The 23,614-nt window shown below is 44.6% G+C and carries 11 protein-coding genes; 5 read left to right on the forward strand and 6 right to left on the reverse strand.

The window, feature by feature from the left end; all coding sequences use genetic code 11:
* Window positions 1-18 precede the first annotated feature (18 nt).
* The 3 genes from HMPREF9446_RS14565 to HMPREF9446_RS14575 form a co-directional block, all read right to left on the reverse strand.
* Window positions 19-2,700: a DNA gyrase/topoisomerase IV subunit A gene (locus HMPREF9446_RS14565; protein WP_009126484.1), complete on the reverse strand. Its 2,682-nt coding sequence runs from the start codon at window positions 2,698-2,700 to the stop codon at window positions 19-21.
* Between the two features lie 418 nt (window positions 2,701-3,118).
* Entirely contained in the window at window positions 3,119-4,864 is a 1,746-nt protein-coding gene (locus HMPREF9446_RS14570; protein ID WP_009126486.1) for a RagB/SusD family nutrient uptake outer membrane protein, read from the reverse strand.
* 18 nt (window positions 4,865-4,882) lie between these two features.
* Window positions 4,883-7,912, reverse strand: a complete 3,030-nt coding sequence (locus HMPREF9446_RS14575) for a SusC/RagA family TonB-linked outer membrane protein (RefSeq protein ID WP_009126487.1) — start codon at window positions 7,910-7,912, stop codon at window positions 4,883-4,885.
* A 446-nt stretch (window positions 7,913-8,358) separates the two neighbouring features.
* Here HMPREF9446_RS14575 and HMPREF9446_RS14580 point away from each other — a divergent pair, with 446 nt between their 5' ends.
* From HMPREF9446_RS14580 to HMPREF9446_RS14600, 5 genes are all read left to right on the forward strand, one after another.
* On the forward strand, window positions 8,359-11,001 hold the full coding sequence (locus tag HMPREF9446_RS14580; RefSeq protein WP_050797310.1) for a family 78 glycoside hydrolase catalytic domain: 2,643 nt from the start codon (window positions 8,359-8,361) through the stop codon (window positions 10,999-11,001).
* A 3-nt stretch (window positions 11,002-11,004) separates the two neighbouring features.
* Window positions 11,005-14,511: a glycosyl hydrolase gene (locus HMPREF9446_RS14585; protein WP_009126490.1), complete on the forward strand. Its 3,507-nt coding sequence runs from the start codon at window positions 11,005-11,007 to the stop codon at window positions 14,509-14,511.
* 341 nt (window positions 14,512-14,852) lie between these two features.
* Window positions 14,853-17,489, forward strand: a complete 2,637-nt coding sequence (locus HMPREF9446_RS14590) for a polysaccharide lyase family 8 super-sandwich domain-containing protein (RefSeq protein WP_009126491.1) — start codon at window positions 14,853-14,855, stop codon at window positions 17,487-17,489.
* Between the two features lie 248 nt (window positions 17,490-17,737).
* Window positions 17,738-19,279 carry a glycine--tRNA ligase gene (locus HMPREF9446_RS14595; protein WP_009126492.1) on the forward strand — a complete coding sequence of 514 codons (1,542 nt, stop codon included), beginning with the start codon at window positions 17,738-17,740 and terminating at the stop codon, window positions 19,277-19,279.
* Between the two features lie 36 nt (window positions 19,280-19,315).
* A complete protein-coding gene (locus HMPREF9446_RS14600; protein ID WP_009126493.1) occupies window positions 19,316-19,957 on the forward strand; it encodes an FKBP-type peptidyl-prolyl cis-trans isomerase in 642 nt (213 codons plus the stop codon).
* A 68-nt stretch (window positions 19,958-20,025) separates the two neighbouring features.
* Here the strand turns inward: HMPREF9446_RS14600 and HMPREF9446_RS14605 are convergent, their stop codons facing one another.
* Genes HMPREF9446_RS14605 through HMPREF9446_RS14615 form a run of 3 tightly spaced genes read right to left on the reverse strand, consistent with a single transcriptional unit; the run spans window position 20,026 to window position 23,574 of the window.
* Complete coding sequence (locus tag HMPREF9446_RS14605; RefSeq protein ID WP_009126494.1) at window positions 20,026-21,885, reverse strand: serine hydrolase; 1,860 nt, start codon at window positions 21,883-21,885, stop codon at window positions 20,026-20,028.
* A gap of 12 nt (window positions 21,886-21,897) precedes the next feature.
* Window positions 21,898-22,713: an N-acetylmuramic acid 6-phosphate etherase gene (gene murQ, locus HMPREF9446_RS14610; RefSeq protein ID WP_009126495.1), complete on the reverse strand. Its 816-nt coding sequence runs from the start codon at window positions 22,711-22,713 to the stop codon at window positions 21,898-21,900.
* Between the two features lie 18 nt (window positions 22,714-22,731).
* Window positions 22,732-23,574: an ATPase gene (locus HMPREF9446_RS14615; protein ID WP_009126496.1), complete on the reverse strand. Its 843-nt coding sequence runs from the start codon at window positions 23,572-23,574 to the stop codon at window positions 22,732-22,734.
* Between the last annotated feature and the right edge of the window lie 40 nt (window positions 23,575-23,614).

Raw genomic sequence — 23,614 nt, forward strand, 5'->3', positions numbered from 1 at the left:
TTCGGGGAGATATGGCTTTTAGAACAGTTTCATTTGTCCCGTCATTTCATCCAGTATATCTCCTTCACTTTTACCATGATCCGGGTCCAGTATCTCCGGTTCGTCCGCAATTTCCTGCACCTCGGGTGCCTGTGGCTCTTCGGGTTGGCGGGTAGGCTCCAGTTCATTGATTGTTTCGATGGTAAAAGTCGTCAGACGTTTTCCTTTGGCCTTGAAGCCTTTTACGGCAATGAAATCATCTGCTTCTACAATCAATGGTTCACGGAAACTGTCATGACCGCCGAAGACTACTTCCAGACGTGGATAGTATTCATCCGTCAGTAAAATGAGACTGGTGTTCTTGTTTTCACCCAAGTAGTTTTGTTTGCGTGAGGTTGCTTCAAAGCAGAAACGCTTGATGTATGGGTAGTTCTGTTGGTCGGCATCGTACAGAACGGCTGTCCATACTTTATTGGGGTCATACTTCTCCAATACGCGGATACTGTCTTCGTAGTGATTGTTCAGGTCGAAATTGGTGATGTAGAACTCACCGTTATTCTGTACTACGAGGATGGAGTCATCACTCTGGAACTCGCCGAGGTATTCTCCGCGGCTGTCATAATTGAGGCGCAGTACATCACGGTCAAACCATACTTTGCGTCCGCCCAGGGTGGAGCCTCCACGTTGTTTCAGTGCGATCTTGTGAACGGGAAGTTTCGTCAGGATGTTTCCCATAGCTTGCCGTCCCTTGATATTGATGGCGCTAAAGTCCTCTTCAAAGATAATACGCCGTACACGCGGGTTCGGTTTCAATGTTACTTTGATGATTTCGGCCTCGCCGTTTGGATTGGCGGTGAAATAGGTGATGCGAGAGTCGGGGGTTCCTTGGGTTACGTCGTATTCACGGTCACGCACTACGCTGGTCACGGCAAAACGTTTGATGTAGCTGGTCCCTTCTTTCCCGTCACGGTAGCATACGTTGTAGATGGTACGTTTGTCATTCTTCTTGAATACGTTGGCATAAAGGATGTTTTTGCCCACGAACTTCTTGTCGGCAACAGGAGTGATGATGTATTTCCCGTCCCGGAAGAAAATAATTACGTCGTCGATCGGTGAGCAGTTGGCGATAAACTCATCCTTTTTTAAGCCCGTACCGATGAAGCCTTCTTCACGGTTGATATATAACTTCTCATTGGCTTCGATAACCTTGGTAGCTTCAATGGTGTCGAAGTTACGCAATTCCGTACGGCGCGGAAATTCTTTACCGTATTTTTCTTTCAGCATACGGAACCAGTCAACGGTATATTCCACAATGTTTGCCAGATGACGGTCAATTTCCTCAATGTCTGCTTTCATACGGGCGATAAGTTCTTCGGCTTTGTCGGAGTTGAACTTGAGGATGCGTGCCATTTTGATTTCCATCAATCTGAGGATGTCATCTTTGGTCACTTCACGGATGAAAGTGGGGTAATAGGGAGTGAGACGGTTGTCAATATGTTCACAGGCGGCATCCATATTTTTGGCTTGCTCAAACTCTTTGTCCTTATAGATGCGTTCTTCGATGAAGATTTTCTCCAACGAGGCAAAATGCAAATTTTCCCGTATTTCATTGCGGCGGATTTCCAACTCTTGCCGCAGTAAATCCAATGTATTGTTTACGGATTTCCGCAGTACGTCGCTCACGGTGAGGAAGTGCGGCTTCTGGTTGTCAATGACACAGCAGTTGGGAGAGATACTTACTTCGCAGTCAGTGAAGGCATATAGTGCATCAATGGTTTTATCGGACGAGACTCCCGGTGCCAGGTGTACAAGGATTTCTACACTGCCGGAGGTAAGGTCTTCCACTTTCCGGATTTTGATTTTTCCTTTTTCGCTGGCTTTGACTATGGAGTCACAGACACTGGCAACTGTCTTGCCGTATGGAATCTCTTTGATGGCAAGTGTCTTATTGTCGATTTTTTCTATTTTTGAGCGTACACGTACTGCTCCGCCCCGTTCTCCGTCATTGTACTTGGATACGTCAATAGAACCTCCGGTCTGAAAATCCGGATATAATTTAAAGTCTTCTTTATGCAGATATTTGATGGAGGCATCGCAAAGTTCATTGAAGTTATGCGGCAGGATTTTCGAAGATAACCCGACAGCTATACCTTCTACTCCTTGAGCCAACAATAAGGGGAACTTTACGGGGAGCGTCACCGGTTCCTTGTTGCGCCCGTCGTAGGAAAGTTTCCATTCCGTTGTCTTGGGGTTGAATACCACGTCCAGAGCGAATTTGGAAAGACGTGCTTCAATGTAGCGGGATGCGGCGGCGCTGTCGCCGGTCAATATATTACCCCAGTTTCCCTGACAATCTACAAGGAGGTCTTTTTGGCCAAGCTGCACTAAAGCGTCTGCAATGGAAGCATCTCCATGCGGGTGAAACTGCATGGTATGACCTACGATGTTGGCAACTTTGTTGTAACGTCCGTCTTCCATGCGCCTCATGGAATGCAGGATACGTCGTTGCACCGGTTTTAAACCATCCATAATGTGTGGAACAGCACGCTCTAGTATAACGTAGGAGGCATAGTCCAGAAACCAATTCTGGTACATTCCGCTTAGCTGGTGCTTTACGTTGGCATCTTTTGCGTCTGCAGGTTTATAATCCGAATGCTCTTCGCTTCCGGTCGGGAATTCTTTGGCCAAATCATCTTTGGGTGCTTCAAAATCTTCGCTCATATTTGTCTGGGAATTGTCTATTCTATGATATTACTGATTTTTCAGTTGCAGGCAAAAATACAAATTTTATTGGGAAAACCTGCAAAGAAATTCGATAATGCTCTATGTTTTCGCTATTTTTGTCTAATGTCTTAAACCCATTATTTGAACAGGACAGCCGTTTGTCAATCTATCATTTTATATCTGGCACGCCTGCCGACCGTATAGAAAAATCTTATTTGTATCAGCCAAAGAAATGAATCGAACGAAGTGTTCTTGCTTGCTTGTCTATAATTGACCTGTATCAATTGAATATTAGAGCTTGTTTAAATCCTCTTTTTGAAGAAAATTTAAACAAGCTCTAAAGCTGTTTGCTTTCACTCCTGCGGAGCAAAGCAAAGTGATAACTCCTTAACTCTTCCGGAGCTTCTGATCCGAATTAGAAGTAACCAGGATTCTGTTCCTCTTCGTTGCTTCCTTTCGGATTCAAGCGGTCAATATGATTTTGGGGAATAGGACGCAGCTTGTGATAGTCTTCAACGTTAGGTGCGGAATCAGGATTCCACTTCTTGGCGTATTCCACCAACTTCTCGCAACGTACCAAGTCCGGCCAACGGGTGTACTCACCCAACAGTTCGCGTCCGCGTTCGTCCAGAATGAAGTCCACGAAGTTGTTCTGTAGGTCGGCTGCCTTCACCTTGATCTCTTCGTAAGTGGATTCGGTATTGTTGTATTCACCGCCTTCTTCCACCCAGTATTGTGCCATCTTCGTTTCTCCGTCATGCCATGCAGCCCGTTCGCGAATTACGTTGATCAACTCAGCCGCCAGTCCATAGTCACCCTTACGCCCTGCTGCTTCGGCTGCAATCAAGTAAGTTTCACCCAAACGCATGCGCACCCATTCGCGTACGCCTTCCTTTCTATTCATATCATCACCACGCAGCGGATCGATATACTTCACCAAGTGCGGATAGTTCTTGCGGTTCGTCATTCCATTTTCCTGCTTGTCTATATCCTCCGCTTTCCACTGGAGATAGGTGTACTTATACGGTCTGTTCTTCTTGGGATACATACTGTAGTAAACCGCTGTATCACCCAGAGCCAAGTCTTTAGTCGGATTGTTGCAATAGAAGGTCCATTTGAAGCTCTTATAGAAACGGGAGTCATTCTTACGGTCGTACAGTTCGAGCATCGTCTTGTTAGTCGGCATATGCTTCTTGTAAGGACGTCCGTTTTCCATATCACGCTTCATGCCGGGGAATTTGTCATATTCAGAACACCAGAGCAAGTGTGACTGGTTTCCGTTTCCATTATAGATTTTATCCTCTGTAAACTGCACGGCGAACACCACTTCGCTATTACCCATATTATTGATGTCCCACAAATCTGCAAAGTTTCTCTGCAATTGGTATTTGTTGCTGTCAATCACCTTGCGCGCATAGTAGTAGGCACTGTCCATGTCAGTAGATTTCTGCCCGCGAGCATCCTTCACCGCGCTGCCACGAGTCAGGTAAACTTTAGCCAACAGATGTGCGGCGGCATATTTAGTGGCACGACCTTGAGCATCACCGCCAGCCGTTTCACGCAAATGTTCCTCCGCATACCTTAGGTCGGTGATGATCTGCTTATAAACATCTTCTACGGAAGCGCGTTTGAAATCAGTTTTGGGTTCGTTAACCGCGTAGGTTACCAAGGGGATGCGTCCGAATTGCTGGACCAGGTCGAAATAGAAGTAAGAACGCAGGAAGTTTATTTCTGCTGTGTACTGCTCCTTTTTATCCCGGGTCATGTTCACCTCGGACATAGATTCCAACACCTTGTTTGCTACACCGATAGCTTGGTAACTACTGTTCCATAGGCTCCAACATGCTCCGGTAGTAGATGACATTCCGGTATTATATAAGTTCGCGCCACGATTCCAGCCGTCGTTACCGCCGGTTATCAGGTCGTTACCATATTCAGTAAGTTCGTTAATCGTTTCACCGCCTACAAAGTCACGCATGTAGCTGTAGATGGAAGTGACACCTGCCTCTACGCCCTGTTCCGAGTTGTAATAGTCATTTGTCAAACGAGGCACTTCTTTTTCTTCAAGAAAGTTTTCGCATGAAGTATTTACGGCAAGCATGGCAGAGCAGCATATCAAGCCCAATACTTTAACACCATTATCAATTATAATTCTTTTCATATTTCCAGTTTGTTTATATTAAAATGAAAGATTAACACCAAACATCCAAGAGCTCACGCTGGGTGCGGAATAAGCCGTAGCACCTTCAGGGTCGATACCGTTGTAGTTTGTAAATATCAACGGGTTCTCTGCAGTCAGATAGAGGCGGCAGTTGGTCAGACCGGCTTTCTGTATGCTCTGTTTAGGCAGTGTATAGCCCAATGTAACGGTCTTCAAACGCAGGAAGTCTGTCTTTTCGTAATGCAAAGTGGATTCATACTCCACATCGTTAGAACTTGAGTCAGGCCGCGGATAGGCGTTTGTAGGGTTATTCGGGGTCCAGTAATCATACTTCAGGTTGTTGTTGCGGTTAGCCTGATGACCGTAACGTAATTTGTTTTGCACCATACCGCCTACAGTTCCATAGAGTACGAAGTTAAAGTCAAATCCTTTGTAAGTGAAGTTGTTTGACATGTTGAAGATGTGCTTCGGACGTCCTTGCCCCAGAATCATACGATCTTTATCGGCTGAAATCTTATAGTCACCATCTACATCCAGCAAGCGGATCTTGCCAGGTGCGAACTTGTGCCCGTTGGCATTGAATTTCGCCATTTCCTCAAGGTCTTCCGGTGTGTTCTGCCAGATGCCGATTTTCTTGTAGTCATAGAACACGTTAAGAGCCTCTCCGATAAACCACTTGTTACCTATATCGTCCACTTTTCCGTTGTACAACTCAACAATCTCTTCCTTGTTGGTAGAATACATCAGGTCGGTGGTCCAAGTAAAGTCCTTAGTCTGTACGTTCACTGTAGAAAGACTGACTTCGATACCTTGGTTCTTTGTCTTACCGATGTTAGTCAACACTTTATCATATCCGGATACAATCGGCAACTGCCTGTCGAGCAGCAAGTCGTGTGTGTTCTGCATGTAAGCGTCAATCGTACCGCTCAGACGTCCACGGAAAAAGCTGAAGTCAAGTCCAAGGTTCCACTGCCCTGTTGTCTCCCAAGTCAGTCCCTGGTCGGCAAGTGAAGAAGAACAGTAGCCCATTACAAGGTTGCTGCCATAGTTGTAATATTTCTTACCCAGCAACCCCTTAGTCTGATAAGGGTCGATGGCCGTATTAGCCGTCACACCGTAACCGAAACGCAGTTTCAGGTTGTCCAGCTTGTCGAAGTTCTTCAACCAGCTTTCTTCGTTCATACGCCATGCCAATGAGAAGGCGGGGAAAGCTACCCACTTATGACCGTCCGCCAAACGTGAAGAACCGTCGTAACGCATGGATACTGTAGCATAGTACTTGCTGTTGAAGTTATAGTTCACACGGCCCATGAATGAAGCAAGGCTCCAAATCTGGTTGTGGCTGTCAAAGTTCGTGATTTCCGCTGCCGAGGCAATGTCATACCAGTACAGCTTGTCGGAAGGGAGACCTTGTACGTCGTCTGTCAGCTGTTCGCGATGGTTGCGTTCCACGGATTGGAGCAAAGTGACACCGAACGTGTGTTTGCCGAACGTGCGATCGTAAAACAACAGGTTTTCAATAGTATAGCCGAAAGTCTGCTGCGTTGAGTTTTTCGCCTTGTTGATGTTGCCGTTGTTTGCCTGCGGACCCGTGAATGAATAGTCTTGTCTGGAATGGAAGTCGAGACCAATGTTCGCGCGGTATTTCAAACCTTTGACCGGCAGTGCGATATCTACATAATAGCTACCTACAAAACGGTTAATCTTCAGTGGGTTTACGATGGCATTCTCATCCAAGTACTGCAAGGGGTTCCAGTACTGCGTATCGTTACCGGAAGTCATCTGTAGCAAGTTGCCCTCATCGTCATAGTAGCGTCCCAGCGGGTTGACACGCCAACAATCCTGGAAGTTTCTTCCACGGTTCTGGATTGAACGCATGAAGTGTTGCTGTGCACCTACTTTCAGCCAGTTGTTCACCTGAGCGTCAAAGCCGCCTTTAATGGTGTAGCGGGTGTAGTCCTGTTGCTTGTAGATACCTTCGTTATTGAAATAAGTCGTGTTCAAGATGAACTGTACCTTGTCGCTTCCGCCCTTGATGCTCAACTGGTGGTCGGTAATGATACCTGTCTGTTCTACCAGGTCTTTCCAGTTACTGGCGGTAGAACGTACCTTGCTCGGGTCGTAATTACCGTTTGCGTCATAAGCCATTGCAATAGACTGCCAAGTGTAGTCGTCACCGGTGAAAGCCGACAAATTTCTATCCTCGTCAATATTAGGCACATCAGATTTATACTTTCCGGCAGCTCTCTCCGCTTCACGTACGTAGTCTGCAAATTCGGCACCGTTCATGTACTCCAAGTCGTTCTGCTTGGTCTGTACGCCGTAGTAACCGCTGTAATCTACTGATATCTTGCCTGCTTTACCTTTCTTTGTAGTAATCAAGATAACACCGTTGGCACCACGTGAACCATAGATAGCAGTGGCTGAAGCGTCCTTGAGTACTTCGATAGACTCGATGTCGCTCGGAGCGAACATGTTAGAGGCTGTTGAGCAAGGAATGCCATCAACCACATATAACGGGTCGTTGCCGGCCTTGATAGAACGTTTTCCACGAATCAGGATAGAGGGGTTGGAACCTGGTCCCCAGCTTGAATTGGTAACCAACACGCCGGGAACCTTGCCTTGGATGGCTTCGGCGGCCGACAATGCAGGACTTTCCATCAACTTCTTGGAATTGATAGAAGTGACCGAACCGGTCAAGTCTCTTTTCTTTGCACTACCGTAACCTACGACTACCACTTCGTCAAGTCCCAGAGCGTCAGTAGTCAATTCCACTATTTGATAATCTTTGGGATCTAGTGTTGTAGTAGTGTAGCCTAAGTAACTGACTACGATTTTTTGTTTCCCATTGGGGATACTTAGTATGAAATCACCATCCAGATTTGTAATCGTACCGATTTGTTCACTACCCTGTACCACGACAGACGCACCTATCAAAGCCTCGCCGGTCTCTTTGTCAATAATGCGACCCTTGATGGTTCGGTTTTGTGAATAAACCGAACACAACGGAATAGACAATAACATTAGTAATAAAAAGATGTTTTTCATGATTAAAAAATTAATATTGATTGTTATTAAACTAAAAATATTCTTTTGTGTCTATAGGTGTCTTTCATAGACATTTTTCATGAAGCAAAGATAGTGCCGTGCTTTCTAACAAACTAATACTTTATTATCATATTCTAACATCCTTGAAATAAAATACTCGGTAGGGGTGGTGGAGGTGGAATATGGCGGTGAATTGGAGAAACGGTCTTTCGTTTTTAATGAATATGGTTATATGCAAACAATAAAGGATGATATGTAAGCAGAAAACCTGTTTTCCTAAAATAGAGGGCAATAGTTGTCCTTCAATCAGTTTAAGATAAGAAAGTATCATAAAAAGATAGTCCTATCTGCTACTTTTGCATTCAACAGGCTGTAGTCTGCAGTGACATTTATAGGTGGTGATCTTCGGATATCTCCGGACAACAAAAACATATATACTAATATTTATGAAGAAAGGTTTTATTTGTCTATTATTGGGCCTTGCACATACTTGTGTGTCGTTGGCCTCTTCTTTCTTGTTATACGATTTGCGCTGTGAAAATCTTGGCAATCCACTTGCTATTGATAATACCTTGCCACATTTCAGTTGGAAACTGACAAGCCGGCAACCTATGCGGCAGTGTGCGTATGAAATACAGGTCGCAACTGATAGTCTGGAGTTGACAAGAGGAAATGTTAACTTGTGGAACTCGGGTAAAATCAGGTCCGGCCAATCTGTTATGGTACCCTACAAGGGTAAAGGACTGAGGCCTCGTATGCTTTGTTATTGGCGGGTCCGGGTGGAGAACGAACATGGTGAACAGTCCGCATGGAGTTCCATACAACGGTTTGCAATTGGTATTTTGGATCACAGACTTTTTAATGGAAAATATATCGGTCTTGCTGAAGGAGATGTCCGTTCTCCTTTGCTTAGGAAATCTTTTATGGTAAAACAAAAAAATACGACCTTTTTACATGTCAATTCATTAGGCTACCATGAAGTATATATAAATGGAAAAAAAGCAGACTCACAAGTGTTGTCACCTGCTGTATCGCAGCTTGACAAGCGTTCGTTGATTGTTACCTATGATATAACTCCATTCTTGTCCCAAGGAGAAAATGACCTGGTTATCTGGTTAGGACAAGGTTGGTATAAAAAGCCCGGACATTTCAAAGCCCAATACGAAGGTCCGGTTGTAAAAGCAGAAATCAGCGTGTTAAATGGAGGAAGATGGGAAACTATTGCTGAAACAGACCGTACATGGACGGGATGTGAAAGCGGCTATACGGATATGGGAACATGGAAAGCGTTGCATTTCGGCGGGGAACGGATAGATGCCCGTATAGTTCCCTCTGACTTGTCGGCCGGTGAGCTGAATAAAAGGCAATGGGGTACAGTCGCAGAAGTGGATATAAGGGAACATTCGGTGTCTCCGCAAATGTGTGAACCCAACCGCATCCAAGAAACACTCGCTCCCAAAAGTATTACTCCGCTGGATCAGGATACATGGTTGGTGGATATGGGAAAAGTGCTGACAGGATGGTTTGAACTACAGGTACCGCAACTACCTGCCGGGCATGAAATCTCTGTTTTTTACAGCGACTATATGAAAGAAGAGGGTACAATAGAAGAACAGGGCGAGAGCGATCTTTATATTGTTTCCGGAAATCCGGATGGCAATATATTCCGTAATAAATTTCATTATCATGCTTTTCGGTATATAAAGATCGTTAATCTGCCATACAAGCCTGATTCTAAACATATAAAGGCGCACTTGATACACGGTGACTATAGGGCGGCATCCACGTTTATTTGTTCTGACAAGGATCTGAACGCTATACACGACATGATTGACTATACAACACGTTGCCTGACATTCAGTGGATATATGGTTGATTGTCCTCATCTTGAACGTATGGGATACGGGGGAGATGGAAATTCTTCCACACAAACCGTTCAGACGATGTATGATGTCGCTCCCACTTTCCTTAATTGGATGCAAGCATGGAAAGATGCCATGAGGGAAGGGGGAAGCTTGCCCCATACGGCTCCCTGTGGCGGGGGCGGGGGTGGTCCCTACTGGTGTGGTTTTGTAGTAATGGCTCCATGGAGGACATATATAAACTATAATGATCCTCGCTTGTTGGAGCGTTTTTATGATACGATGAAGGCATGGATGGACTATGTAGAGCGATATAGAATAGATGGATTATTGAAGCGCTGGCCCGATACTCCCTATCGTAGTTGGTTCTTGGGTGACTGGTTGGCTCCCAAGGGAGTGGATTATACCAATCCGGTTTCCATAGATTTGGTCAATAATTGTTTTATCAGTGAATGTTTCGAGGTTATGTCCAAAGCTGCATCCGTTTTGGGAAAGAGTGAAGATGCTGTAGCTTTTGCCAATAAGAGGTCGGAACTGAATGCTTTGATTCATGAAAGGTTTTACAGGCCTGCCGAGGAAAAATACGCAACGGGTTCTCAGCTTGATATGATATATCCCATGTTGGCAGGAGCAGTACCCGATAAACTATATTCTTTGGTTTCCAATAATCTGAAAAGATATACGGCTGAGCAGAATAAAGGGCATATAGGTGTTGGGTTAGTAGGGGTGCCTGTTTTAACGGAATGGGCTATTCGAAACAAAGAAACGGATTTCATGTACAACCTGCTCAAAAAACAGGATTACCCTGGGTATCTGTACATGTTGAACAAAGGTGCCACTACCACTTGGGAATATTGGCATGGGGAACGGAGTAGAATTCACAACTGCTACAATGGGATAGGAACTTGGTTTTATCAGGCTGTCGGAGGAATACGCACAGATGAAGGCCAACCGGGATATAAACATGTGTTCATAGAGCCTCAAATTCCAGAAGGTGTCACGTGGGCTAAAGTCTCCAAAGAAACTCCGTTTGGAACAATATATGTCGGTTGGCACTTGGAGGGCAATAAATTAAAACTGAACATTCGTCTGCCTATAGGAGTGACTGCTGATGTAATTACACCCCAAGATGCAACCGAGGGCTGGTTGGACAATCAAAGAATCAGCATCTTAGACAAGTCTTTACGATTGGATAACGGAAGTTACAGTTGTGTATATAAATTTTAGATTATGAAACGGCGCACATTTCTTAAAATAGTTTCATCCGCAGGTGTGGCTAGTCTGTTAAGTCCTGCTTTTGCCGCACAAGTCTGCAAAAGTAAAGTCGGTAATCCTTTTCTTTCATTGGAAGAAGAATTCCGTAATCCTCCTTTCGGGTCTGGGGTATATACATGGTGGCACTGGATGAATGGAAATATTACCAAAGAAGGCATAACCCGTGATTTAGAGGCAATGAAAAACAACGGCATTGCCGGTTACCAATTGTTTGAGGCGGGAACCGGTATTCCTGCCGGTCCTGTAGAATCGCTCAGTGATGAATGGACAGGACTTGTCATCCATGCCATGAAGGAATCGGAACGGTTGGGGTTGGAATTTGCCATGCATAATTGCCCGGGATGGTCTTCCAGCGGGGGACCTTGGATTACTCCAGACAAAGCCATGCAGCAGCTGACCTGGAGTGAAACTGAACTGAAAGGCGGACAGGCAGTCAGCCTGCAATTGCCCGTTCCCAAACATCAACTGAATCACTACCTTGATACATATTGTCTTGCCATCCCTGCCGGACTTGATGTAATACCTCAATCATCTGTGCTTGATTTAACCGGTCAACTTGATAAAAATGGAGTGCTTACATGGAATGTGCCTCCGGGTGAATGGGTCGTCTTGCGTTTTGGGCAGACGGCGCGAAAGCAGAACAACCGTTCGGCACCGGCCAAGTCAACAGGATTGGAATGCGATAAGTTCAATACGGCAGCTTTGGATTATCATCTGGACTGCATGTTCAAACGGATCATGCCTTCGATGGAAAAGATGGCTAAACGTTCCAAGGTGGGGCTGCTTATTGACAGTTATGAAATGGGCAGTCAGGATTGGACTTATGATATGCCGGCCTATTTCCAAAAGAAACGCGGATATGCCTTGGTGACCTTTTTGCCTGCTTTGGCTCATAGGGTCATTGAAAGTACCGAACATACCGACCGATTTTTATTTGATTTCAAACGTACCCAAGCTGATATGTTTGCCGATCGGTATTATTCTCATTTTCAGAAACGGTGCAAAGAAAGAGGTATCATTACCTATACGGAGCCTTACGGAGGAAACATGATGGAAGAACTGCAGGTAGCGCAGAGGCTCGATATAAATATGGGTGAATTTTGGTGTGCGCAAACGGTTCTTTGGGCAAACTACAAGTACAATCGTACTGTAAAGCAGATCGCTTCTATCGCCCATGCTACAGGTTCAAAGATAATAGGAGCAGAAGCTTTTACCTCTGAAGCCGATGCGGACAAATGGCTGTTATATCCGTATGCGCTCAAATCACTGGGCGACTACATGTTTACACAGGGGCTTAGCAGGATTTATTTCCATCGCTATGCCCATCAGCCACATCCTACGGCTATGCCTGGAATGACTATGGGCCCTTGGGGCCTCCACTTTGACCGGACCAATACATGGTGGGAACCGGGAAAAGCGTGGATTGGCTATTTGAACCGTTGCCAGCATATATTCCAGCATTCCACTTTTTATGCCGACATTCTTTACCTCAGAGGCGACAACGCATTTGGTGAAACCGTAGAACCGGAAAAAACACCGTTTGCTCCTCCCGAGGGATATGATTATGATATGATCAATGCTGAATTGTTGGAAAAGGCACAGGTCAGAAACAACAGAATCATGCTTCCTGGTACAAACTTCGAAGGTTACAAATTATTGGTGTTACTGGACTCAGACGCCATGTCTTTACAGACCTTGGCTGTCCTCGACCGCCTGGTGAAAAAAGGGATTACGTTAGTGGGGCAGAAACCACAACGCACTTTAAGTTTGCTTGACGGGGAAAAGGAAAATGTGTTTATAGCACTTGTGGAACAAATATGGGGAGCATCCAATACTTATGAAAAAGCAGATTTACAGCTACTTCTTCGCGGATTAAATGTTTCACCCGATTTTTTATATAATTCGGCGGACAACAATGCGGCAGTACATGCCATTCATTATCAACAGAATGAAACAGACATCTATTTTCTGGCCAATCGTAAGCGTATGCCAGAGAATGGGACAGCGCATTTCCGTATGAAAAATCGTATCCCGGAGTTGTGGAATCCTTACACGGCGGAGATTCTTCCTTGTCCTGTATATCAGACCGATAACGAAGGTATCAAGATTCCATTGGAGTTACCTCCTGCAGGTTCCTTATTTGTTGTGTTTCGGAAAACAAATGAAACTTCCTTGTCAAAATGGGACGATTTTAAGTATAATGGGGTTTCTATATTCTCCACTCAAAAACAGGCAGGGAACTCTCCTCTCATGCAGTCTGATTTTAGTATCGCCTGTTGGATAAAGCCGGAAACAGACATAGCCGTTACAGATGCACATGAAATGGGGGATATGTGTACTCGTTTTTTTGCCGTCTATCCGCCTGGCGGAGAACAAAGATACGGAAAAGGGCATAGTGCTGTAGGGTTGTCTGTTGGCAGGAACGGCATTGTGGTATATGAACGTACCGTACGGAATAAAGCTGTATATAGAAATGTAAGGCCATTGTCTGGCTGGCTGCACCTCGTTTTGGTTTATCGGGAAAATATGCCCGGACTTTGGGTAAACGGAACATTTATAGGTGAAGGTACTCCTTCCAATACGACTGTGCATTATGCCGTTGATTCATCCGGTTTGTTGAGCAAGGCCGACACTTATGAAGGAGGTATGTGCGGTTTTGAGGCATATCCCTATGCTATGGCTGAAGAGCAAATCATCGAACTGTATCGGAAAGGAATGCCAATACCTTATCAACAGGAGAATAGGTTCTATTCATGGTATTCCAATGACAGGTTCGTTGCTTGGAAAACAGGGGTTTATGAATTTATAGCCAACCGTACTTGCTTGCGAAAGCAAATCGAACAGCTGCCTGCACGGATTACATTGGATGGCCCTTGGACGCTTCGTTTTCCCGAAAAGAAAGGCGCCCCTGAAGAAATTGTTTTGCCTAAGTTGCGTTCACTTCGGCTGGAAGAAGATTTTGGGGTCAGGCACTTCTCGGGTACAATGTCTTACTTTTATCCACTATCCATCCCCGACGGATATTTGAAGGAAGAATTTTGTCTTCGTTTGGATTTGGGAAGGGTAGAAGTTCTTGCTGAAATATGGGTCAACGGAAAATATGTGGCTACTTGTTGGGCGCCGCCTTATTGTGCCGATATACAGCATTTGTTGCATAAAGGTGATAATATGCTTGAAATTCGAGTTACCAACCTGTGGGTGAATCGTTTGATAGGTGACGAATATTTACCTGCCGAGAATGAGTATGATTATAAGGAACCTGTCAATAAATACATTGCAGCAGGAAATGGTGGTATAAAAAAACTGCCTGACTGGTATTTGACAGGACAGCCTAAGCCGGATGGGGGAAGAATAACCTTTACCACATGGAAACACTATGATAAGAATTCTCCATTGGTCGAATCTGGCTTGTTAGGTCCGGTAGTGCTAATTCCCGGAGTTATAGAAAGTATAAAGAGCTGAAAGAAGAACCGCATCTACAATACGCACTGTATAGAACGTGTTGGCGGATACTATATCTCCCGGCTGCGAGGTATCTATTGGAAACTTTTAGGAAAGCTAAAGAAAAACCTTTTGAAGTTAAGACTAAAAAGTCGCGGAGTTAAGTGAGATCTCTGTTCGCAGTGCGCGAACGGATATTCAAAGGCTGCGAACATATATTCAAGGCTTGCGAACGGATATTCACAAGCTTTGAATAAAGTTTAATAAAAGAATTCCGCCAACGGGTTTTTATATAGTGTTTCCTTTGTGGCAATCAGAAACAACCAGGTGATACTAAATATTCATTATTAAATTTTTATAGTATGGAACTAACTAAATTATTGGGAAGATTTTTTTGGATATTTCTTTCTTTTCTTGCAATTTCCTGCCAGGACGACGAAGTCATTGATCCGGGAAATGAAGACGGTGACGGCCAAGAGCCTGATACGGAAGTAGTCAATTTGGCATTGGGAAAAACAGTGGAGACCAAGGTGAATGACTTGAACGGTCAAGGGTCGAACCCTAAAATGGCCGGTTTGATTACTGATGGTGATTCGACAACCTATTGGGAATCTGCTGATTCATATAAACATTCCATTCTCATAGACTTGGGCGGTGTGCAGGAAGTATCTAAGATTGTTGTGCGTTGGGCCGATGGGAGAGGTTGTAATGCCTACAATATCAATTTTGGAAAAGAGCGTGACAAAATAACCAATGTCGTAGGCAAGAACAATGTAAAAGAAGACAAAATCAGCACCTTTGAAGGTTTCAGGGAAGAAGCCCGCTACGTGGAGTTTGTGGTGCGTGGAAGATTGGACTATAAGGGGGGATACAGAATTGCTGAAATCGAAGTCTATAATGAAAATAATGAGGAGCATGTGAATACTCCTGAAGAACAAAAAGCCATCGATACCATTACCGAACGGCTGAGAGCTGACTATCTGAATGATGATCCCGATGAAAAGGGGGTTGGGAGTTTCATGAACAGCATGCAGCCTGACGGATCATGGTCGGATATTGATTATGATGATCAAATTTCAGTTGATGGCTGGAAGCCGGAAGGACATCTTAACAGGCTTCGCACTATGGCTATCAATTATAGCCATCCCAAGAGCAGCTTTTACAATAATCCCACTCTATTGGAAAAAATTGAAAGAGGACTGCTTTTCTTCAAACAGAAAGCTCCTGTAAGTTCGGATAATTGGTATTACAATGATATAGGCGCCCCTCAGAAATACATGGTTCCTGTCTTGCTGATCAAAGGAAGCCTTCCGCGTAAAAATATGATGGCTGTATCTGTCTATCTGAAAGATAAGATTGAAGGTTTCATCGGTGGCGGCAAAAATCTTTCATGGATAGCGGAAATAGCCATGCATAAGGGCTGCGCTGAAGATAATTACTCAACCGTACAACACTCTTTCAATGCTATAGCTTCTACATTGGCTATTGTTCCGAAACAAGGTGATGAAGGTATTAAGATTGATGGCAGCTATCATCAGCATCATGCGCAAATTCAGTCAGGATCATATGGAATGTCTCTTGTCGATGATATTTCTCAGTTTATGGAAATATCGGCTGAAACTCCGTTTGCCAATGAATTCACGTCTGAAAAGAAAGAAATATTTCATACGATGTTGCTGGATGGGACACTGTTGCTCAGCTATCGCCAAGCCATTGATTTTGGTACTAGAGGCCGGAATGTGGCACGTCCTTCTACGGGTTATACCACAATTTCGAAAGATGTACTCAGAAAATTGGCCGTTGGTGATCCTGATAATGCCGGTATGTACAATGGTTGGATTAACCATATAGAAAAGGGTTCTGCTTTCCCTAAGCCTAATGTCAATAAACATTTCTGGAAGTCGGACATGATGACGCAACACGGAGAGGAGTTTTATTTGTCTGCCAAAATCATATCGAAACGTACATACGGTACTGAATCGCTGAACCAAGAAAATTTAAAGGCTTTTAATTTACCGTTGGGCTCAACTAACATTATGACAACCGGTAATGAGTATAACGATATATTTCCGGTATGGGATTGGACGCGGATTCCGGGGACAACGGCAATCAACAATCAAGACAAGACTGTTTTAAACGGTTATCAAATAGGGAATAATGAGTTTGGAGGAGGAGCTAGCAACAATCTCGACGGTATTATGGCGTTTAGTGGAGAATACAACGGGTTACAAGCCAACAAGGCCTATTTTTTCATCGATAATATGATGATATGTATGGGCAGTGGCATTTCTTGTCATGAAGGTGAGGAGATTTTGACATCAGTGGAACAGAATTTTCTGAACGGTATGGTTGTCTATAACGATGGAGAGGAGAAGCAACTGGACTCTGATGGTGATTTACAGGGGAAACAACTGAAATGGGTACATCATAACAATACCGGTTACATTTTTGACCAGGCTGATAATGTAACCATGCGGAATAACACCCAGACTGGTTCATGGAAAGAGATCAATGGCACTGGGAAATCCGATCTTATCAGTAAAAAGGTATTCAGTCTTTGGTTTAACCATGGAGTTAACCCGATTGATGAGAGTTATCGCTATATTGTTGTGCCGGGACAGTCTCTTTCTTCTTTCCGGACCCTTGTAGACCAAGTTGACTTGCAAGTGGCTCAAAATAGCAGTGTAGTACAAGCCATACGTAAAAATAACAAATACGGTTTTGTCTTTTATCAAAAAGGAAGTGTGACCATGGATGACGATTTGAAGGTTTCGGTAGATAAACCTGCCATTGTCTTGATAGAAAAAAACGATAGCAGGTATCATATTACTGTTTCCGACCCTACTTACACGCAGTCAGATCTGACCTTGTCTTTGAATAAGAAACTGGAAGCGGTTGATGGAGTAACCCTCACGGAAGAAGGTTGTAATGTTGCCATTAAACTACCGACTGATGATTACCAGGGAAGTAGTATAACAAAATCTTATATGATTAAATGAAAAGGACGACGTTGATATTACTGAATATATAGTTTTTCGCTTTTTCAGGGTAAGGGGCTGTATTGTACAAATCTTTTTAAGATGCAATGCAGCCCCTTTTTCCGATGGACGGTACCCGTCTTTTTTCTGAGAAAGAATAGTATAAGATAAATTAATACCCCTTCTTCCCTATTTATGATATAAATCCCTATCTTTGTGGCGTTTTTTAGCTGAAAATAAGATTCAAATTAATTTAGATACAACAGAAAATGGCACAAGAAGACGTTTTTAAGAAACTCGTATCACACTGTAAGGAATATGGTTTTGTGTTCCCTTCCAGCGATATCTACGATGGTTTGGGAGCCGTATATGATTACGGTCAAATGGGTGTAGAACTGAAAAATAACATTAAACAATATTGGTGGCAAAGTATGGTGCTGCTGCACGAGAACATTGTCGGCATTGACTCAGCCATCTTTATGCATCCTACTATCTGGAAAGCCAGTGGACATGTGGATGCGTTCAATGACCCTTTGATTGATAACCGTGATTCCAAGAAACGCTATCGTGCTGATGTTTTGATAGAAGACCAGCTTGCCAAGTATGATGACAAGATAAACAAGGAAGTGGCCAAAGCCGCTAAACGTTTTGGAGATGCCTTTGACGAAGCTCAATTCCGCAGTACGAATGGACGTGTGCTGGAACACCAGGCCAAGCGCGACGCGTTGCATGAACGTTTTTCCAAGGCGCTGAACGACAATAATCTGGATGAACTCCGGCAGATTATCATTGATGAAGAGATTGTTTGTCCTATCAGTGGTACAAAGAACTGGACAGAAGTACGTCAGTTCAACTTGATGTTCTCTACTGAGATGGGATCTACTGCCGATGGAGCCATGAAGATTTATTTGCGTCCGGAAACGGCACAGGGTATCTTTGTGAATTATCTGAATGTACAGAAGACGGGCCGTATGAAGATTCCTTTTGGCATTGCCCAAATAGGTAAGGCTTTCCGTAATGAGATCGTAGCCCGCCAGTTTATCTTCCGTATGCGTGAGTTTGAACAGATGGAGATGCAATTCTTCGTAAAACCGGGTACGGAACTTGATTGGTTCAAGGCTTGGAAGGAAACTCGCTTGAAATGGCATAAGGCTCTTGGCTTTGGAGACGATCACTATCGTTATCATGACCACGACAAATTGGCTCATTATGCCAATGCTGCTACGGATATTGAATTCCTGATGCCTTTTGGTTTCAAGGAAGTGGAAGGTATTCACAGCCGCACCAATTTTGACCTGTCCCAGCACGAGAAGTTCTCCGGTAAAAACATCAAGTACTTCGATCCGGAAACGAATGAAAGCTATACTCCGTATGTTATTGAAACAAGTATAGGTGTGGACCGTATGTTCCTCAGTATCATGTCTGCTTCATATTGTGAAGAGAAACTGGAAAATGGTGAGACACGTGTTGTGTTGAGACTGCCCGCTGCATTGGCACCGGTAAAACTGGCCGTCATGCCTTTGGTCAAGAAAGATGGTTTGCCCGAAAAGGCCCGTGAGATTATTGATAGCCTGAAGTTCCACTTCCATTGCCAATATGATGAAAAAGACTCTATCGGTAAGCGCTATCGTCGTCAGGATGCTATCGGAACTCCATATTGTGTGACTGTAGATCATCAGACGTTGGAAGATAACTGCGTGACTTTGCGTAATCGTGACACGATGGAACAAGAACGTGTAGCTATCTCTGAACTGAATAATATCATTGCAGACCGAGTAAGCATTACATCTTTGCTGAAGACGTTGCAATAAGTTTGGAATAAGTAGAAATTGAAATAATTGAATTGAATGAAAAGAACATTCCTTTTGTTTTTGCCTTTCTTGCTGTTTCTGGCAGGTGCATTCGTTTCTTGTGAAGAAGTGAAGGAGGCTGGAAAATATGATAACTGGCGGGAGCGCAATCAAGTGTTTATAGACTCGATAAAGAGGGAGACGGGAGAACGCTATGTGGCTACAGCAGAAGCGGCCGATGCGATGGAACTTGGAAAGTTGTATGCCATACAGACCACAGCCAGTACCAGTGCGGCTACTCAATATGTATATTGTAAAAAAATAGTAAAGAATGAGACCGGTGACCGTCCTCTATATTCAGGTTACCATTCAAAAGTGAATGCTTATTATTATGGAACCTACGTTAACGGTGAGGAGTTCGACGGATGTTTTGATGGCTATGGTGCTCTTGATAAAGAGATTCCGCTTTCTCCGGAAGAACAAAAGCAACCTACTGCATTTGACTCGTATGCGGCTTTTAGTGTTTCCGGTGTCATAACCGGATGGACGGCGGCTTTGCAGTTTATGAGGATGGGGGAACGTTGGATGTTGTATATACCTTATCAAAGCGGATATGGTTATGATGATTCAAGTTCAAATTCCATTCCCGGTGGTTCTACACTTACGTTTGATGTACTGTTGCATAGTTTTGCCCAATAGAAATATACCGATATGAAACACAGGGGCTGTCCTTAAAAATAGGGATAGCCCCTGTTTATTTATTATGCTTATATTGCTTTCCTCAGTTTCTTGGCCCATATCTTATAACCTTCATCCGTCAGATGCAATCCGTCAGAGGTTAAATCTGTCCGCAATACATTGGTTCCTTTCTCCGTAAAAAGTGGGAAAAGATTGATATAGTTGATCTTTCTTTCTTTAGCCAATGCTTCCAATCGGGTATTGATTTCGGGTATCATAGCTGTTTTACCGGTCAATTTCTTGTAGCGGCCAAAACTTTCATTGATAGGCAGCAGGCTCTGCAGATAAAGTTTGGTATCGGGAGACTCCTTTTGGATTCGTTCAACTGTCATACGGATCATGTTCACTATGCTGTCGGTGGTCAAATCATGAGAGATGTCATTCACACCGATAAGCAAGAACAACTTTGACGGATGCCCCGGCAGTATTTGGTGCAAACGGTCGTAGATACCCATAACTTCATCACCGATGATTCCCCGGTTGCGTATATTCTTCTTGCCAAGAAGTGCAGACCAGTCTCCGCCTCCTTCGGTCAGGCTGTTTCCCAGCATGACTACATCTTTTGAAGCAATGGCAGGTTCATCCATGAATTGAAGAAAACGTTTGTAGTAGTGGTCGCTATATACTCGTGGAGCGGGATAGATGGAAGCGGCTACGGCGTTTGCCACTAATGAACGTAACCGTACGGTGCTATGTCCGTCTTCAGGATGTACGGCATTGATTAAAAGGATGACCGAGGTGTCGTTGTCCGGATCGATGACGATGGAAGTACCGGTATAGCCGGTATGGCTATATGTATTCGGACCGAAGAAGTCTCCATTGTTGGAAGCGTATGCTGTAAAGCAGTCCCACCCTAATGTACGTCCCAAGTCGGCAGTTGCGCGAGGAACAGTGCGCATGGCCTTTACCCCCAAAGGGCTGAGTATGCGGTGTCCGTTCCACTCACCGCCATTCTGCAGGGCGGCACAAAGGACCGCAATGTCTTCTGCGCAAGAGAACACGCCGGCATTGCCGCTGACGCCTCCGTTCAAGATACGTGCAAGAGGATCATGCACCTGTCCGCAGAGCACCTGTCCATCCGGCTGTTTTTCTGTGGGAGCGATGAGGCTGTGCCAGTCTCCGGCAGTCATGCTTGTCCAGTGGGCATCTTCCGTATGGATCCACTGGCCATTCTTGTCACGCTTGCAGGGCAGGTAATCGGTATGGTCCATTCCCAGTACATCGAACAGGTTTTCGCGGGCAAAATCGCGTAATGATTTTCCGCTGACAGTCTCTATGATGTGCTGCAGGGTGATGAAATTCAGGCAACTGTACTGGAAGTCGGTTTGCGGTTTGAAATCGCGCTTGCAGGTAGCTATATATTCCATCAGTCCTTCAGGGTTGGGAGAACCGTACTTTTCCTCCAGTGCGGCGGCAGGGGCGTAGGGAGGCAGGCCGGAAGTATGTGTCATCAGATCGGCAATGCGGATTGTCTTTTTTTCTTTGCCGTCTTCACTTTCCCAACTTTTGAAATTGGGAATATAAAGGCTGACAGGATCCTGCATACGCAATTTGCCTTGTTCTGCCAATATCATGGTACAAATGGCCGTACTCATTGATTTGCTGCAGGAAGCCATATCGAAGATGGTATTGGGGGTCATCGGTTCTACATCCGGATAAGTCCGCTTGTTGCCGTACGCTTTTAAATAAGCCATTTTGCCATTGCGTACTACGGCAAGTACGGCGCCGGGAATACTCTTGTCGGCAATGGCTTTTTCGATGGCTTCATCGGCGTACATTAGTTTACGGGAATCCATTCCCACTTGTTCGGGGGCTACCCGCTGCAAAGGTTGTGCTATGGCGACCTGTAAGCCGGCGAGCAGGAAAAGGAGAAGATGTAATGTTTTCATATAAAGAAGCTTTTACGGTTGTGTACGATAGGCATCGACTGCTTTTTTCACAGAGCCATGCATCAGTAGCAATGCTTTGGCCTTGCCATAATCCAATCCAAGCTCTTCTACGAGCATCCGTGTACCACGGTCAACCAATTTCTTGTTACTGAGTTGCATATTTACCATTTTATTACCTTTTACGCGTCCTAATTGTATCATGACGGAGGTAGTGATCATGTTCAGAATCATCTTTTGACCTGTCCCGGATTTCATGCGGGAGCTTCCGGTTACATATTCCGGCCCTACCACCATCTCGATAGGCACATCTGCTTCCGCAGCCATTGGAGAATCGGGATTACTGGTGATGCAACCGGTCAGGATACCGTGTTCACGTGCTTCGTGCATGGCCCCGATCACGTAGGGAGTTGTACCGGAAGCTGCGATACCGATTACCGTATCTTTATCGGTAATATTGCGTTCCGTCAGTTCCTCCCAACCGCGATGGATATCATCTTCGGCATTTTCTACCGGATTACGGAGGGCGGTGTCGCCTCCGGCAATCAGACCGATAACCAAAGTGGGAGGCATGCCGAATGTAGGTGGTATTTCCGAAGCGTCGAGAACTCCGAGGCGTCCGCTGGTTCCCGCACCCATATAGAAGATACGTCCGCCTTGTTTCATGCGGGGTACAATCTGGGTTACCAGTTTCTCTATTTGAGGAATTGCCTTTTGTACGGCAAGTGCCACTTTCTGGTCTTCCGTGTTGATGTCTTCCAGAATCTCACGGACAGACTTTTTTTCCAGGTCGTTGTAGAGCGAAGGTTGCTCTGAAATTTTTACGAACATAATGGTATCTGTTATTTATTACTTTTCATTGTGATATTTAATCAATCCTTCCATCGGGCTCTTGATGATGTTACCTAGTTGGATACCCATTTCCTGTGCTGCTTCTTCTAAAACATCTTTGTAATAGAAAGCTACGGAACCGATGAAATGTACCTTGCTATGCCGGTAGTCGTATTGCATGACGTTACGTTTCAGGAAAGCCTTGAAACTGCTCAAAACTAAGGTATGCACACACGGTTCGTCCAGGTTTTGTGCCAAGAATGGGGACAAACTTGCCAGAAAACGGTTCGGGAATGGTTTGCGGTAAACCCGGTCTATGATTTCTCCGGGTGTCAGATTGAATTGCGAGAGGAATTTGTCTTTCAGTTCCGGAGTCATCTGGTTTTTGAGGACATCGCCTACCAGTAACTTGCCCAGGCAAGCTCCGCTGCCTTCGTCTCCAAGGATAAAGCCTAATGGGGAGACATTGGTGACAATCTCTTTCCCATTATAGTAGCAGGAGTTGGAGCCTGTTCCCATAATGCAGGCGATGCCTGCGCCGTGTCCGCAAAGCCCCCTTGCGGCAGCCAGCATGTCGGTGCTGACTTCCACATCTCCTTTGACTTTCAGATGCTGGGTGATGGCACGATGTACCATACTTATTTTGTCGGGAAAACCACATCCGGCTCCGTAGAAATAGACGGCATCCAGTTCTTTGGTTCTTAATTGAGGCAATAGGGCGGTCTCTATTTCATTACTGATTTCCTCTTCCGACTGAAAGAAAGGGTTAGTACCTTTCGTGAATATCTGTTGGAGAAGCACTCCATTCTCTACAACGCACCAATCGGTTTTTGTAGAGCCACTGTCTGCGATTAGAATCATTTTGATTTATGATTTTATGATTTATGAATTATAACTTTAG

It is taken from the genome of Bacteroides fluxus YIT 12057 (assembly GCF_000195635.1).
Lineage (GTDB): Bacteria > Bacteroidota > Bacteroidia > Bacteroidales > Bacteroidaceae > Bacteroides > Bacteroides fluxus.

Excerpts from the sequence above, each read along its gene's own strand:
- HMPREF9446_RS14565 (WP_009126484.1), bottom strand. The coding sequence starts at position 2,700 with ATGAGCGAAGATTTTGAAGCACCCAAAGATGATTTGGCCAAAGAATTC.
- HMPREF9446_RS14570 (WP_009126486.1), bottom strand. The coding sequence starts at position 4,864 with ATGAAAAGAATTATAATTGATAATGGTGTTAAAGTATTGGGCTTGATA.
- HMPREF9446_RS14575 (WP_009126487.1), bottom strand. The coding sequence starts at position 7,912 with ATGAAAAACATCTTTTTATTACTAATGTTATTGTCTATTCCGTTGTGT.
- HMPREF9446_RS14580 (WP_050797310.1), top strand. The coding sequence starts at position 8,359 with ATGAAGAAAGGTTTTATTTGTCTATTATTGGGCCTTGCACATACTTGT.
- HMPREF9446_RS14585 (WP_009126490.1), top strand. The coding sequence starts at position 11,005 with ATGAAACGGCGCACATTTCTTAAAATAGTTTCATCCGCAGGTGTGGCT.
- HMPREF9446_RS14590 (WP_009126491.1), top strand. The coding sequence starts at position 14,853 with ATGGAACTAACTAAATTATTGGGAAGATTTTTTTGGATATTTCTTTCT.
- HMPREF9446_RS14595 (WP_009126492.1), top strand. The coding sequence starts at position 17,738 with ATGGCACAAGAAGACGTTTTTAAGAAACTCGTATCACACTGTAAGGAA.
- HMPREF9446_RS14600 (WP_009126493.1), top strand. The coding sequence starts at position 19,316 with ATGAAAAGAACATTCCTTTTGTTTTTGCCTTTCTTGCTGTTTCTGGCA.
- HMPREF9446_RS14605 (WP_009126494.1), bottom strand. The coding sequence starts at position 21,885 with ATGAAAACATTACATCTTCTCCTTTTCCTGCTCGCCGGCTTACAGGTC.
- murQ (WP_009126495.1), bottom strand. The coding sequence starts at position 22,713 with ATGTTCGTAAAAATTTCAGAGCAACCTTCGCTCTACAACGACCTGGAA.
- HMPREF9446_RS14615 (WP_009126496.1), bottom strand. The coding sequence starts at position 23,574 with ATGATTCTAATCGCAGACAGTGGCTCTACAAAAACCGATTGGTGCGTT.